This window comes from Luteibacter sp., from assembly GCF_051958795.1.
In the GTDB taxonomy this organism is placed as follows: Bacteria; Pseudomonadota; Gammaproteobacteria; order Xanthomonadales; family Rhodanobacteraceae; genus Luteibacter.
Genome location: NZ_JBQCFT010000199.1, coordinates 1 through 15,373, shown reverse-complemented (window position 1 = coordinate 15,373; position 15,373 = coordinate 1). Strand labels below are relative to the sequence as shown.

Here is a 15,373-nt window from a genome sequence, read left to right as displayed (position 1 = left end):
TTCCACGACTACGTCTGCCCGGCGGAAGACCTGCTCGGCGCGGAAGGCAAGGGCTTCGGTATCGCCATGGGCGTGCTCGACGCCGGCCGTATCGGCATTGCTTCGCAGGCCGTGGGCGTCGCCCGCGCGGCGTACGAAGCCACGCTGCAGTGGTCGCGCGACCGCAAGGCGTTCGGCACGCCGATCGGCACGTTCCAGATGACGCAGTCCAAGATCGCCGACATGAAGTGCAAGCTGGATTCGGCCCTGCTGCTGACCCTGCGCGCCGCGTGGACGAAGGGCCAGGTCGAGAAGACCGGCGGCCGCTTCGGCACCGAGGCCTCGATGGCCAAGCTCGTCGCCTCCGAAGCCGCGATGTGGATCACCCACCAGGCCGTGCAGATCCACGGCGGCATGGGCTACTCGAAGGAAATGCCGCTCGAGCGTTACTTCCGCGATGCGAAGATCACGGAAATCTACGAGGGCACGAGCGAGATCCAGCGCATGGTGATCGCGCGTGCGGAGACGGGGTTGCGCTGAGCGCCTCGTCACTGGACCAAGCGAAAACCCCGGCCAGGTGCCGGGGTTTTCGTATCTGCGAAACTAACTGCACCACTCGCAAAGGCCCGGCGACGCTACAGGATTGGCGTCATACGCTCTGACCATGCTCTCCATGGCAGGGTCACCGCGTCCCGTCGCTATCAGATGCCTCGCGCGCTCAATCGCCCACTTGGGCCGGTACCAGTTTCCATCGTCGATTAGCTCTGGTGCGTCGCTGAGGTCGATGGGGCGACCCTCGAGCGCATTGAGTTCGGCGATGGTTTCCGGGCTGATCGGTGCATCGAAATCACGTGTGTAATAAACGGTGGTTCCAGTATCTGGTGAGTTCATGGCGAGCAGCCTTTCGGGCCGCGAATCACGTTGCGCGGAGCCAAATGTAGGCATGCGCGCAGGCGCGAAGCAAACTTCGATGAAGCGGATACGGCATGAACAATGGCACTTCGAAGACGGTATGCCATCGTCTTTGAAGCGCTTTTTACGTTATGCCGGTGTCCTTCTCGTTCGAATGTAGGCGCCGCCCACGCCGGTCGTAAGGCCGGCGTAGGAATGCGAATCTGCTCAGATCAGTGGCGCGGCCGGGGCCTGTTACCACCGGTAAGCAACGCGCGTGTACAGGTAGCGGCCGCTGTAGCCGAACGGCGAATAGTCGGGGTATGGCCACGTGCCCCCCACCGCGCCATCGCTACCTGCCTTGTACTTTTGCGGATAGACGTTGGTGAGGTTGTCGACGCCAGCGGAAAACGTCCAGCCGTCGACGTTGTAGTTTGCGGAGAGGTCCAGCAGCCAGCGGGCGGGGAAGGTCTGGTCGTAGCCCGGATTGCTAACGGGATCCTGGTTCTGTGAGAACTGTCCGTAGCGGGTGAGCGTGCCGTGGAACGCCCAGCTTCCGAGCGTGTAGTCGCTACCCAGTGCGATCTTGTCGCGCGGTGCGCCGTTGGTGATGTACCCCTGGGCGATGTGGCCAACGCGTATCAGTTCGAGGCCATTCTGGGCTAGCTGCGGTGGATTCGGCGCAACTGACAGAATGGACGTGTGGTTGCGGTTGTACGCTGCCGTGAACTGCCAGATACCCGACGCACCGAGGTCGAGGCGATAGCCGCTGCTCAGGTCGACGCCGCGCGTGCGCGTCTTCAGTGCATTGGTGAAGTAACTGCCGCCCTGGATGTTCGCGTAGCCCTGGCTGGTGAGGTAGGCCTGTACGTCATCGCCCACGAGGTTCTCGGAGGGCACGACGCGATCGCCGATCGTGATCTGGTACACGTCCAGTGAGAACGTCCACGCGCCCGGCAAGTACGTAGCGCCCAGTGTGTAGTTATGCGACTTTTCGGCCTTCAGTGGTTCGGCACCGAGGGAGCGCGCCACGGGATCACTTACCGCGAAGTTGCGGATCTGGGTCGGGACGCCGCCAATCACATTTGTAGATGTGGTGGTGTAGAACTGCTGCGCGAGCGATGGCGCGCGGAAGCCGGTACCCGCCGTCCCACGCAGGGCGAACGTGTCCGTGAAGTCGTAACGGGCCGACAGCGTGCCTGACGTGGTGTTGCCGAAGTCGCTGTAATCCTCGTGGCGCACCGCTAGTGAGCCACTCAACTTGTCGGTGATCTGGTTCTCCAGGCTGATGTACTCAGCGACATCATGTCGCGAGTGGTATCCCGCATCGCCCGGCGTGAAGCCCGGGAAGCCCTGCGAACCCGTGCCGAAGTACGACGCCGGATCGCCGGCCTCGATGCCATAACGCTGGTAGAGGTACTCGACGCCAAACGCGAGCGTGACGGGGTTCTCGAGCCAGCCGACGGAAATGTCCTTCGCGATATCGACGTCGAACGCCTTCTGCGTCGAGATCAGCCGGCCCGCGTTGAAACTCGTGGGGCTGGCCGCGCCAAGGTCGCGGTTCAAGGTGTGGATGGGATCGATACTGACGTGGTCGCGGCCGTAGTTGCCGCTGATATCCCAGCGCCACCCGCTCGCCGTGGTGCCGCGAACTCCGGCAACCAGCGCGCTATCGATCGAACGGACGTCATTGAGCGGCAGGAAGCCATTCGGATAGATCGCCGGGACGTTCCGCGTGCTGTTGTAGGCGCGGAACAGCGCGGGTGAGGTGCCTTCACGGCTGCTCGTGCTGGCGAACGCATAGAAATCAGCATGCGGCGTGAGTGCGTATTGGACGTTGAGCAACGCCTGATGATTGCTGATGTCGGGTTCACCAATGCGCTGGGTACGTGTGCCGTAGACCGGTGACGTGGAGTCGCGAAAATCGAGCCCGCCGCGGTTGGTCGCATCGGCGTGACCCTGCACCACACTCAGCCGCGCCCAGCCCTTATCACCGCCGAGCGGAACGCCAAGGCTGGCCTCACCCTGGTATTGCTTACCATCACCCGCGCTATAGCGGCCCGCGGTGATGCTCGCTTCGTTGCTACCGGGCTTGGCTGCACCCTTCAAAACAATGTTGATCACGCCCGCGATGGCGTCCGAGCCATACTGTGCCGAGGCGCCGTCGCGCAGCACTTCGATATGGTCGATCGCCGAGATCGGGATCGAGTTCAGGTCGGCGGGGGCCGAGCCACGGCCCAGCGCGCCTTGCAGGTTGAGCAGCGCGGTCGTGTGCCAGCGCTTGCCGTTGACCAGCACGAGCGTCTCGTCGGGAGAAAGGCCGCGTAGAGCCGCCGGCCGCACGATGCCCGAACCATCGTTGCCCGGTGCGCGCGGGAAGTTCAGCGACGGCACCAGGCGGGAAAGCACGGCGGCGAGCTGCGTATCACCGGCGGATTGGAGGTCCTTCGCCGTGACGATGTCGATCGGCGAGAGCGAGCTTTCCTGGCTGCGGTTCACCGAACGCGTGCCGGTGACGACCACGGACTCGAGTTGGGTGGGCGATTTGCCCTGCGTGTCGGGCGGTGTCTCCTGTGCAGCTGCGACGGGCGTGGCGATCGCCGCGGCGATCAGGAGGGGCCGGGGAAGGCGGCGGGTCGGGGCGGAAGGCCTGGGGCGATCCGGGTGGTCGAGCGATGGGTAAGCGGCGCCAATCGCGTAAACACACGCGAACGACGCTAGCTCGCCGGTGAGGGCGATGGCTTGTAGAAACGGAGGGGGAGGGGGCGAAACCGGCGGCTAGGTAGCGCCGATAGCGCGCGAGCGCGCTCCTACGGGGAGCGGCGGGGGCTTAGGCCCGACAACAGCGACAACACGCCGCGACCAGCGAAGTGGTCGGCAGGGAGGGCGTGTTGATGGCGTGCTGCATGGTCGGGGTCACGTAAGCCTCGTGTGGTTGGCCCGGTGAGACGTCTGGATGGCCAGATCGTTATTTCATGCTGGGGGTGCGCGGGGCGGATGTCAACCGGGGCTATCGCGTGAATAAAAAAAGAGCCCGGCTTTCGCCGGGCTCCTGGTCTTGCGTGATGCGGCTTACGGCCGATCCGTCCCGCGTCGCGGATCCGAATCGAAGGCCCTGACGTCACCGATGTTCGGTGCGTGGGGCGCCGCGTTCACCGGCGGGGTACCGCCACCGTGCGGGTTGTTGCCACCACCGTGCGGGTCATGGCCGTCGTCGCCGCCATCACCGTGGTGACGGATCGTGTGCGAGACCTCGTCCAGCTTGTCGCCCAGCATGCGGCGCACGATCACGTAGAACACCGGGATCAGCAGCAGGCCGAGGATCGTGGCGAACAGCATGCCGCCGATCACGCCGGTACCGATCGCGTGGCGGGAGTTGGCGCCCGCACCGGTCGAGATCGCCAGCGGCAAGACACCGAGGATGAACGCCATCGACGTCATCAGGATGGGGCGCAGTCGCAGGCGCGAGGCTTCGACGACCGATTCCTTCAGCGTCTTGCCGTGGCCCTGCTGCTCCACCGCGAACTCGACGATCAGGATCGCGTTCTTCGCGGCAAGGCCGATCACGGTGATCAGGCCGATCTTGAAGAAGATATCGTTCGGCAGGCCACGCAGCTGCGAGAACACCACCGTACCCAGCATGCCGAGCGGCACCACGAGGAGCACGGCCACCGGGATGGACCAGCTTTCGTACAGCGCGGCAAGGCAGAGGAACACGATGACGATGGACAGCACCATGAGCATGGTGGCCGAGTTACCCGCAAGGATTTCCTGGTAGGACTGGCCGGTCCAGTCATAGCCGAAGCCCTTCGGCAGCTTGTCGTTCACGATGCCTTCGACGATGCCCATGGCCTGGCCGGTCGAATAACCCGGGGCCTGGTTACCCACGATTTCCACCGCCGAATAGCCGTTGTAGCGGGTCAGGCTGGGCGACACGTTCGTCCACGTCGTGTGCACCACGCTCGACAGCGGGATCATCGTGCTGTCGGTCGTGGTCGAGGCGCTGGAAACGCCCGACGAGGTCGACGTCGACGACGAGGCCAGCGTGCTCGGGGTGAAGATGTGGTTGAACGAGTCGGTGCCCATGCGGTACGGCGCATCGGCCTGCAGCATGACGCGCTTCACGCGGCCGCCGTACTGGAAGTCGTTGATGTACACCGGGGCCAGGGTGAGCTGGATCGCGGTGTAGATATCGCTGACCGACAAGCCGAGGGTCTGCGCCTGGGTACGGTCGACATCGAGCTTCAGGGTCGGCGAATCTTCCAGCGTGTTCGGACGGATACCCACCAGGCGCTTGTCCTGCGCGGCGGCGCCGAGCAGCATGTTGCGGGCCTGGGTCAGCTCAGTACGCGACTGGCCGGCACGGGCCTGCAGGTACATGTCGATACCGCCGAACTGCGAGAGGCCGCGGATGGTCGGCAGGTTCACCACGAAGATCGTGGCATTGCGAACCGCCTGCATCTTGCCGTTCATCTGCGCGATGAAGTCGGTGGCCTTGATGTCACGATCCGACCAGTCCTTCAGGCGGATGAAGTTCATGCCGACGTTTTCACCCTGGCCCAGGAAGCTGAAGCCGGAGATCTGGAACACGCCGTCGACCGCGGAATCCTTGAGCAGGATATCGCGCATGTTCTTCTGCACTGCCTGCGTACGCGCAATGCTGGCGCCCGGCGGGAGCTGCACGATCGCCAGTGCATAGCCCTGGTCTTCGTCGGGGACGAAGCTGCTGGGCAGGCGCGAGAACAGGAAGCCGCAAAGCACCGAGATCAGCACGAACACCACCATCCAGCGCGGTGCGTGACGCACGGCCGAGGTGATGTGGCCGGCGTAGGTGTGCGTCGTCCAGTCGAAGACCTCGTTGAACTTGCGGTAGACGATGTTCTTCTTCTGGCCGTGCTCGTTCTTGAGGATCGTGGCGCAGAGCGCCGGGGTGAACGAGAGGGCGAGGAAGGCCGAGAAGCCCATCGACACGGCGATGGTCAGCGCGAACTGCTTGTAGATGATGCCCGAGGCACCCGGCTGCAGCGCCGAGGGGATGAACACCGCCGCCAGCACCACGGTGATCGCGATGACGGCGCCGGTGATCTGGCCCATCGCCTTGCGGGTCGCTTCCTTCGGGGGAAGGTTCTCCTCCGACATGATGCGCTCGACGTTCTCGATCACGACGATCGCGTCATCCACCACGATACCGATCGCCAGCACCATGCCGAACAGGGTCAACTGGTTGATGGTGAAGCCCAGCGGCGACAGGCCCAGGAACGTGCCGAGCAGGGCGACCGGGATGACCAGGGTGGGGATGATCGTGGCGCGGAAGTTCTGCAGGAACAGCAGCATGACGAGGAAGACAAGGATGATCGCCTCGATGAGGGTGTGCACCACCTCCTCGATCGAGATCACCACGAACTTCGTGGAGTCATACGGCACGAACCAGGTCACGCCTTCCGGGAAGCTCTTGGCCAGGTCGGCCATCTTCGCGCGCACGGCGTTGGCCACGTCCAGGGCGTTCGCGCCCGGGAGCAGCTGCACGCCGAAGGCGCCCGTCGGGGTGCCGTTCCACTCGGTGGCGAAGCCATAGTTCTGCGGGCCCAGTTCCACGCGGGCCACGTCCTTCAGCTTCACCACGGTGCCATCGTTGTTGGCGCGCAGGATGATGTTGGAGAACTCTTCCGGCGTCGTGAAGCGGCCTTCCGCGGACACGGTGGCGTTGAAGCCGGTGCCGTCGACGGCCGGGTCGGAGCCGATGGCGCCGGCCGCGAACTGCACGTTCTGGCTCGCCAGGGCCTTCTGCAGGTCGGTGGCCGACAGGCCGTAACCGCGCAGCTTGTCCGGGTTCAGCCAGACGCGCATGCCGTACTCGGCACCGAGCTGGCGGGTGCTGCCCACGCCCGGGATACGGGCGACCTGGTCGAGCACCTGCGACGACACGATATCGGTGAGGCGGTTGCTGTCGATCGCCGGGTTCGACGAGGTCAGCGCGATGAACGCCAGGAAGTCGGGGTTGGACTTGGCCACCACGACGCCCTGCTGCGTCACTTCCGAGGGCAGGCGCGGGGTCGCCAGCGACACCTTGTTCTGCACCTGCACCTGCGCGATGTCAGGGTCGGTACCGGTATCGAAGGTGAGCGTGACGGTCGCCTGGCCCGAGGAGCTGGACGACGAGCTGAAGTACAGCAGGTGGTCGATACCCGTGAGCTGCTGCTCGATCACCTGCGTCACGGTCGATTCGGTCGTGTCCGCGCTCGCACCCGGGTAGTTCGCCGTGACGACGACCTGCGGGGGCGCGATGTTCGGATACGACTCGATGCCCATGTTGAGCAGCGAGATCGTGCCGGTAAGGCAGATCAGGATCGCCACGACCCACGCGAAGATGGGGCGGTCGATGAAGAAACTCGGCATGACGGAACTCCCTTACTGCTTGCCGGCAGGGGCGGCCGCGGAGCCCGCCTTTGCCGGTGCCGCGCCAGCGGCAGGCTGCGGCTGGGCAGGCTGCGCGTTGACCGGCGAGTTTTCCTTGGCCTTGGGCACGCCTTCGACAATGATCTTGTCGCCCGGCTGCAGGCCACCCGTCACTACCCAGTTCGAGCCGCTGGTGCGGTCGGTCTGCACCGGGCGGCGCACGGCGGCGGATTCGACGGTCTTCTCTTCACCCGACTGCGGGTCCTTGACCTTGGCGGTGCCCACGACAAGCACATAGGCCGAGTTGGCATCGCGCAGGACGGCCGCCTGCGGGATCAGGAACACGTTGTGCAGCTCGCCCAGCGTGGCCTTCACGGTCACGTACTGGCCGGGCAGCAGGCGCTGGTTGTCGTTCGGCAGCAGTGCGCGCAGGTCGGTCGTGCCGGTCTGCGGGTTCACCGTGGCCGAGGAGAAGTCGAGCTGGCCGGATTCGCCGAAGTCGGAGCCGTCCGGCAACTGGATGCGGACCTTCGATTCATCCGTCGACGACAGCGTCGCGGCGCCCTTGGCGGCGGCGTTACGCAGCGTATCCAGGTCGGCGACCGACATGCTGAAGTTGATGTAGACCTTGTCCAGCTCATCCACCTGGGTGAGCAGGGTGGTGTCACCCTGTCCCACCAGGGCGCCCTCGGTGACCTGCTGCTTGCCGGCGCGGCCGCTGATCGGGGAGCGGACGTCGGTGAAGCCCAGGTTGATCCGGGCCGACTGCACGGCGGCTTCAGCCTGTTTGACCGAGGCGTTGGCGGTGCGCTCGGTGGCCTCGGCGGTGTCCAGGTCGGCGCGCGACACGTAATTCTTGCCGATCAGGCCACGGGCACGGTCGGCCTGGGCCTTACTGTTCACGGCCGTGGCCTTCGCCGAGGCGAGGTTCGCGGTTTGTGCGTCGAGCTCGGCCTGCAGCGGCGCCGGGTCGATCTTGAACAGCGACTGGCCTTCCTTGACGTCGGTGCCTTCCGTGTACAGGCGCTTCAGCAGGATGCCGGGCACGCGGGCGCGGACATCCGCGGTCCGGAACGCCGACACACGGCCGACCTGGTCCTGGACCAACGGCACGTTGGTCGGCTGGGCAGTGATGACACCCACCTGCGGCGGGGGCGGTGCCGGTGGGGCTTCCTGCTTGTGGCAGGCAGCCAGGGCGGCGACGAGGCCGGCGGCCAGCAGGGTGGTGCGCAGGGGCAGGGGTTTCATGAGAACTCCGTTCCTTTTCCAGGTTTCTTGTTCGTTCGCGTCCGGCCATCCGGGAGGATGTCGTACGCATGCATAAATACGGTTACCGCGTGCCGGGCCCAGTCGTCCTGTGCCTTTGGTCCCCTCGCTCGCAGGCCGAACAGGCGGCGGTCCCCTTCGAGTCCATGCAGCATGGACAGGAACAGTTCCGCGGCCGTGTCCGGGTCTTCCCGGCGCATCTCGCCGTTTTCCATCGCTTCAGCCATGCAACTCGATAACCGGGTTGCCACCGTTTCACTGGCGGTGCGGAAAAAGGTCCGCGCCGCCGCAGGGAAACGGGGCGCCTCGGCGATAAGCATCCGCCCGAGCGCTACATTTTCCTGGTCCATCACGTGGGTCTGGTGCGCCTGTGCCAGGGCCATCAGCGTGGCGGACAACCCGCGGCGCTCCGGGGAGAGGCTCGCATGCAGGGGTAAGACGAGTTGTTCGACGGCCGCGTGGAACAGGGTGTCCTTGTTTTCGAAATGCGCGTACACGGTCTGCTTGGAAACCCCGGCCTCGCGGGCCACGGCACCCATGCTTACCCGGTAACCGTCGCGCAGGAACAGGGCGCACGCCGCCTGGAGCACCCGCTGCTGCCGGTCTGACGCCGGGCGGTTATCCAGGTGCGACATTACCTATACCTGCTGGACTATACCGTCCAGTTTAGAATCTCCCCGTCGCTATCGTCAACGGTCATGACGCCCATTCGCGTGCGAATTGTTGCGACGCACATGCCGTGCCAATCGGCCATGCGTGGTGGGTGCGTCGCCAGTTACCGATTAATTGCCGCGCTGCGGTGAAAATCCCTTGAATCACATGCACGCGCGGTGTGGCTACATGACACGTGCGGGAGCTATCCTTTTACGGTTTTCCCAACTTCCCCACATCGATATCCGCCCATGAATGCGATTCGCGCGGCCGAAAATGGCCAGTTCCAGACGCTCGTTTTCGATGAACTGAAGAAACTCGACTTCCCCGCAGAGCGCCTGAACGAGGCGCGCTTTTTTATCGAGGCCTTCTTTGAACGCATGGCGCAGGCCGATCATGCCCTGCATACCGAGGCCCGCTGGGCCGCGCTGATCGCCGACCTGCTCGGGTTCGCCCGCGAGCGCACCCCCGGCAAGGCGAAGGTGCGCGTCTATAACCCCGGCGTCTCCGGCACCCGGGCCGTGATTGAAGTCGTCACCGACGACATGCCGTTCCTGGTGGACACGGTATCGATGGTCGCCGCGACCCATGCGGATATCCACGCCATCATCCACCCCGTGGTCCCGGTCATCCGTTCCGCTTCGGGCCAGCTCGAAGCCATGGGCACCGGTGAACACACCGAATCGATCATGCGATTCGAAATCGACCGCATGGACGACACGGAGCTGGACACGGTGCGGGCCAACGTCGAAACCGCACTGGCGGATGTCCGCGAGGCCGTGGCCGACTGGAAGACCATGCGCGGCAAGATGCAGGAAGTGGCCGATGACCTCGGCAAGCGTTCCTTGCCTTACACCGCGGAAGAAGTCAGCGAGGCCTCGGCCTTCCTGCGCTGGGTGGCGGAGAACCACTTCACCTTCATGGGGTACCGCGAGTACGAAGTGGCCGCCGATGCGGGCGATGAAGTGCTGCGGACGGTGGAAGGCTCCGGCCTTGGCATCCTGCGCGGCGCCGAGCGCTCACTGGCGCCGCGTTCGCTGCGCACCCTGGTGGCGAGCGAGCTGCCGCGCTCCGGTTCCACGGATGCGATCATCCTGACCAAGACCAATGCGCGTTCGCCGATGCACCGCGCGGGTTACATGGATTACATCGGCGTCCTCAAGTTCGACGCCAATGGCCGCCCGGTCGCGGAACAGCGCTTCCTCGGCCTGTTCTCCTCGAACGCCTACATGGCCCACCCGCAGCAGGTCCCGCTGGTCCGTGAGAAGTGCGAGACCGTGATGGCCCGCTCGGGCCTGAAGCGCGATTCGCACTCGGGCAAGGCGCTCCGCCACATCCTCGATACCCTGCCGCGCGATGAGCTGTTCCAGTGCAGCACCGACGAGCTGTTCGCCCTGGCGACCGGCCTGCTCGAGCTGGCCCAGCGCACCCGCACCCGCCTGTTCATCCGCCGCGACAGCTACGGCCGCTTCTTCTCCTGCCTGGTGTACATCCCGCGCGATCGCTTCAACACCAGCGTGCGCGAGCGCGTGGAAGCCGTCCTGCGCGAGGCGTTCCATGGCGAGCACGTCGATTCGGCCGTGCTGATGGGCGAAGCCGCCCTCGTGCGCCTGCACGTGGTGGTGCGCCCGCGCATCGGCGACCACCCGGTTTACGATGCCGTTGAAGTGGAGGCGAAGATCGCCTCGATCGCCCGCAACTGGTACGACGAGCTCCGCGACCAGCTGGTCACGACGTCGGGCGAACAGCAGGGCATCATCCTCGCCAACCGTTACGGCAAGGCGCTGCCGGCGGGTTACGTGGACGAAGTGTCCCCCGCGGTCGCCGCGGCCGACGTGCGCGCGCTCGCTGGCCTCGATGGCCCCGACGCGATCAGCATGTCGTTCTACCACCCGGCGCACCGCCCGGAAGAGCTGCGTTTCAAGGTGTATCGCTCGGGCTCGGACATCGCGCTTTCCGAGGTGCTGCCCCAGCTGGAAAACCTCGGCCTGCGCGTGCTCACCGAGCACATGTACGAGGTGAAGGTCGGCGAAGCGTCGCTCTATATCCAGGATTTCGAAGTGCAGCCGGTCGGCCGCCTCGCGTTCGATGTGTCGCAGGTCGGTACGATCTTCGAGGACGCGTTCGAGCAGATCTGGCGCGGCAACGCCGAAAACGACGGCTTCAACCGCCTGGTGCTCGGCGCCAAGCTCAACTGGCGCCAGGTCGCCGTGCTGCGCGGTTACTGCAAATACCTGCTGCAGACCGGCGTCGCCTTCTCCCAGGCGTACATGGAAGACGCGCTCAACCGTTACCCGGCCATCGCCGGCCTGATCATCGAGCTGTTCAACGTGCGCTTCGATCCGCGCCGCGAAAGCATGGATGAAAAGGAGCGCGCATACGCCGAGGGCATGCTCTCGCACGAGATGCACGCGCTGATCGACCAGGACACGCTCGCCGCCCACCCGGCGCTGATCGGCAACCTCGTCGCCGCGCTGGCACGCCCGCGCGCCGAGCAGGCGGGCGCGGTCGAGGAGGCCATCAACACGCTGCTCGACAACGTCTCCAGCCTCGATGAAGACCGCATCCTGCGCAGCTTCATCGCGCTGGTGCACGCCACGCTGCGCACGAGCTTCTTCCAGGCCTGGGACGGTGCGTTCCGTGCCTACATCGCCTTCAAGTTCGATTCGCACAAGGTGCCCGACCTGGCCAAGCCGGTCCCGTTCCGCGAGATCTTCGTCTACGCGCCGCGCGTCGAGGGTATCCACCTGCGCTTCGGCTCGGTGGCCCGCGGCGGCCTGCGCTGGTCCGATCGCCGTGAGGATTTCCGCACGGAGGTGCTGGGCCTCGTGAAGGCGCAGATGGTGAAGAACACCGTCATCGTGCCGGTCGGCTCGAAGGGCGGCTTCTTCGTGAAGCGTCCGCCGGTGGGCGGTGACCGCGACGCGCAGCTGGCCGAGGGCATCGCGTGCTATCGCATGTTCATCAACGGCCTGCTCGACATCACCGACAACCTGGTCGAGGGCAAGGTGGTGCCGCCGCATGACGTGGTCCGCCATGACAACGACGACCCGTACCTGGTCGTCGCGGCTGACAAGGGCACGGCGACGTTCTCCGATATCGCCAATGCCATTTCCACCGAGCACGGCTTCTGGCTGGACGACGCGTTCGCGTCGGGCGGCTCGAACGGTTACGACCACAAGGGCATGGGCATCACGGCCAAGGGTGCCTGGGAGTCGGTGAAGCGCCACTTCCGCGCGATGGGCCGCGACAGCCAGACCCAGGATTTCACCACGGTTGGCGTGGGCGACATGTCGGGCGACGTTTTCGGCAACGGCATGCTGCTCTCAGAACACATCCGCCTGCTGGCCGCGTTCGACCACCGCCACATCTTCCTGGATCCGAACCCGGATGCGGCGAAGAGCTTCGTCGAGCGCCAGCGCATGTTCGCCCTGCCGCGTTCGTCGTGGGATGACTACGACAAGTCGTTGATCTCGGCGGGCGGCGGTGTGTATCCGCGCTCGGCCAAGTCGATCCCGGTCTCGGCCGAGATCAAGGCCGTGCTGGGCATCCGCTCGGAAGCCACGCACATGGCGCCGAACGACCTGCTTTCGGCGATCCTGAAGGCGCCGGTCGACCTGCTCTGGAACGGCGGCATCGGCACCTACGTGAAGGCCAGCAGCGAAACGCATGCCGACGTGGGCGACCGCGCGAACAACGCGCTGCGCGTGAATGGCAACGAGCTTCGCTGCAAGGTGATCGGCGAGGGCGGCAACCTGGGCATGACCCAGAAGGGCCGCATCGAAGCCTCGCAGGCCGGCGTGTTGATGAATACGGACTTCATCGATAACTCCGCCGGCGTGGACACCTCCGACCACGAGGTGAACATCAAGATCCTGCTGAACGATGCCGTCCAGCGCAACGAGCTGACCTTCGAAGGCCGTAACAAGCAGCTGGCCGAGATGACCGACGAAGTGGCCCGCCTGGTGCTGTGGGACAACTATCGCCAGAACCAGGCCATCACCCTGATGGAGCACCAGTCGGTGCGCCGCCTGGGTTCCATGGCCCACTTCATCACGACGCTCGAAGCGGAAGGCCTGCTCGATCGCGCGGTGGAATCGCTGCCGACCCAGGCCGAGTTGAGCGAGCGCAAGGCGAAGGGGCAGGGCCTGACCCGTCCCGAGCTCTCGGTGCTGCTCTCGTACGACAAGATCCGCCTGTTCCAGCAGCTGCTCGACTCGGATGTGCCGGAAGATCCGTACCTCTCGCGTGAGCTGGTGCGTTATTTCCCCGTGCCGCTGCACGAGAAGTACGCCGAGCACATGCAGCGCCACCGCCTGAAGCGCGAGATCATCGCCACCGCGGTGACCAACTCGACGATCAACCGCATGGGCGCCACCTTCATGATGCGCTTGCAGGAAGACACGGGCCATGGTCCGGCGGCGATCGCGAAGGCATACACCGCCGCCCGCGAAATCCTCGACGCCCGCGACCTGTGGGCCGAGCTGGAAGCGCTGGATGGCAAGGTGGCGGAAGATACGCAGATCGATGCGATCCTGCAGATCTGGTCGCTGTTGCGTCACCTGACCCGCTGGCTGCTGAATCGTCCGGGCGGCTCGCTGGATATCGCCGCCAACGTCGACCGCTATGCGGCCGAGGTCACCAAGCTGCGCAAGGCCCTGCCGGATGTCCTCACCAGCACCGGCCACGGCGAGTTCGAAGCGAGCCAGGAGAAATGGGAAGGCTTCGGCATGCCGACCGAACTGGCCGTGCGCCTGGCCCGTGTCTCGGTGCTCCGCGCCGCGCTCGACATGGTCGAAGTCTCCAAGGCCAGCGGCAAGGACATCGCCACGGTGGCCAAGGTGTTCTACGAGCTGGGTGAGGCACTGGACCTCGAGTGGCTGCGCGGCCAGATCGAAGCGTTGCCGGTGGAAGGTGCGTGGCACGCACAGGCCCGTGGTTCGCTGCTGGACGAGCTCAATGCCCAGCATCGCGCCCTGGCCGTCCAGGTGCTCTCCATCGCAGGCGATCGCACCGACGTGAGCCCGGTGCAGGCATGGCTGGAACGCGACGACGCCACGCTGAAGTACACCCGCGCGATGCTCGCCGAGATCCTGACCCAGAACGCTGACTACCCGATCGCCTCGGTCGCCGTCCGCCGCCTGGCCCAGCTGGCGCAGATCCCGGTGTAATCTGGTGGGGCCGCTAAGGCGGCCCCACTCCCGTAGGAGCGCGCTCCCACAGCGCGCTCCGATAGTTTTTAACGGGCGTGGGCTAAGCTCCGGGCTGGTCCTCAAAACACCCGCCCATGCGCCTAGCCTTCGTCGCCAGCGAAACCGAAGTCGCCCAGCGCGCCCGCACGGCGCTTTCCAAGCGCTATGGCGGCGTCGAGCCGGGTGATGCGGAGATCATCGTCTCCCTGGGTGGCGATGGTTTCATGCTGAGGACGCTGCATGCCCACCGCACGCTGGGCATTCCCTTCTACGGGATGAAGCTGGGTCGCCTCGGCTTCCTCATGAACAAGCACGAGATGGATGGCCTGGTGGAGCGCGTCGAACGTGCGCACCCGGCCGTGCTCCATCCGCTGGAAATGCACAGCATCTGCTGCGATGGTGTCGAGCACCGCGCGCTGGCCTTCAACGAGGTGGCCCTGCTGCGCCAGAGCAACCAGGCGGCCCACCTGCAGGGGCGCCTGAACGGTGAGGTGAAGCTCGACGAGCTGGTCTGCGACGGCATCCTCGTCGCGACGCCGGCGGGTTCCACCGCGTATAACCTTTCCGCCCACGGCCCCATCCTTCCACTGGACGCGAACGTGCTGGCGCTGACACCCATCAGCCCGTTCCGCCCGCGCCGCTGGCGCGGCGCTATCCTGCCGCACGCGGCCAAGGTCGGTTTCGACACCAAGGATCCGAACAAGCGCCCGATCAGCGCCACGGCCGATTTCCACGAGGTGCGCGATGTCCGCACCGTCGACATCCGCCAGTCCCGCCGCCACGCGGTGCGCCTGCTGTTCGATCCCGAGCACAACCTGCAGCAACGCATCCTCGACGAACAGTTCGCCCCCTGACGTTGTGGGAGCGCGCTTTGAACTGACCCCCAGAAGTTGGACACCCGTCCACCCTCTGGGGGGCCTCATGGCTAAGTACGACAAGCGATTCAAACTCAAGGTAGTAAAGCAACTACTAGCGGGCCCTGATGGCGCCCGGCGACT

Annotated in this window: 8 protein-coding genes; 3 read left to right on the top strand and 5 right to left on the bottom strand. The window is 65.3% G+C overall.

The genetic code is table 11. The features are described from left to right. Positions 1–519: acyl-CoA dehydrogenase family protein (locus ACTHLF_RS10090; RefSeq protein ID WP_440327089.1), on the top strand; the 519-nt coding region annotated here is incomplete at its 5' end. 63 nt (positions 520–582) lie between these two features. Here ACTHLF_RS10090 and ACTHLF_RS10085 read toward each other — a convergent pair. The 5 genes from ACTHLF_RS10085 to ACTHLF_RS10065 all read right to left on the bottom strand — a co-directional run bounded on the left by ACTHLF_RS10085 (position 583) and on the right by ACTHLF_RS10065 (position 9,167). Then, entirely contained in the window at positions 583–870 is a 288-nt protein-coding gene (locus ACTHLF_RS10085) for a hypothetical protein (RefSeq protein ID WP_440327088.1), read from the bottom strand. Positions 871–1,125: 255 nt separating this feature from the next. Beyond that, on the bottom strand, positions 1,126–3,393 hold the full coding sequence (locus tag ACTHLF_RS10080; protein WP_440327087.1) for a TonB-dependent receptor: 2,268 nt from the start codon (positions 3,391–3,393) through the stop codon (positions 1,126–1,128). A 549-nt stretch (positions 3,394–3,942) separates the two neighbouring features. Further along, positions 3,943–7,266 (bottom strand): multidrug efflux RND transporter permease subunit, encoded by a 3,324-nt coding sequence (locus ACTHLF_RS10075; RefSeq protein WP_440327085.1) that lies wholly within the window; start codon positions 7,264–7,266, stop codon positions 3,943–3,945. Between the two features lie 12 nt (positions 7,267–7,278). Beyond that, positions 7,279–8,514 carry an efflux RND transporter periplasmic adaptor subunit gene (locus ACTHLF_RS10070; protein WP_440327084.1) on the bottom strand — a complete coding sequence of 412 codons (1,236 nt, stop codon included), beginning with the start codon at positions 8,512–8,514 and terminating at the stop codon, positions 7,279–7,281. Beyond that, positions 8,511–9,167 carry a TetR/AcrR family transcriptional regulator gene (locus tag ACTHLF_RS10065; protein ID WP_440327082.1) on the bottom strand — a complete coding sequence of 219 codons (657 nt, stop codon included), beginning with the start codon at positions 9,165–9,167 and terminating at the stop codon, positions 8,511–8,513. The genes ACTHLF_RS10070 and ACTHLF_RS10065 overlap by 4 nt, the downstream gene beginning before the upstream one ends. A 267-nt stretch (positions 9,168–9,434) precedes the next feature. On the opposite strand from ACTHLF_RS10065, the gene ACTHLF_RS10060 reads away from it, so the two are divergent. Beyond that, positions 9,435–14,354, top strand: coding sequence for an NAD-glutamate dehydrogenase (locus ACTHLF_RS10060; protein WP_440327081.1), 4,920 nt, complete (start codon positions 9,435–9,437; stop codon positions 14,352–14,354). Positions 14,355–14,470: 116 nt separating this feature from the next. Next, positions 14,471–15,229: an NAD kinase gene (locus ACTHLF_RS10055; RefSeq protein WP_440327079.1), complete on the top strand. Its 759-nt coding sequence runs from the start codon at positions 14,471–14,473 to the stop codon at positions 15,227–15,229. Positions 15,230–15,373: the final 144 nt, after the last annotated feature.

What these genes read in the sequence shown, in the direction of transcription:
- ACTHLF_RS10085 (WP_440327088.1), bottom strand. Translation starts at nt 870, where the DNA reads ATGAACTCACCAGATACTGGAACCACCGTTTATTACACACGTGATTTC.
- ACTHLF_RS10075 (WP_440327085.1), bottom strand. Translation starts at nt 7,266, where the DNA reads ATGCCGAGTTTCTTCATCGACCGCCCCATCTTCGCGTGGGTCGTGGCG.
- ACTHLF_RS10070 (WP_440327084.1), bottom strand. Translation starts at nt 8,514, where the DNA reads ATGAAACCCCTGCCCCTGCGCACCACCCTGCTGGCCGCCGGCCTCGTC.
- ACTHLF_RS10065 (WP_440327082.1), bottom strand. Translation starts at nt 9,167, where the DNA reads ATGTCGCACCTGGATAACCGCCCGGCGTCAGACCGGCAGCAGCGGGTG.
- ACTHLF_RS10060 (WP_440327081.1), top strand. Translation starts at nt 9,435, where the DNA reads ATGAATGCGATTCGCGCGGCCGAAAATGGCCAGTTCCAGACGCTCGTT.
- ACTHLF_RS10055 (WP_440327079.1), top strand. Translation starts at nt 14,471, where the DNA reads ATGCGCCTAGCCTTCGTCGCCAGCGAAACCGAAGTCGCCCAGCGCGCC.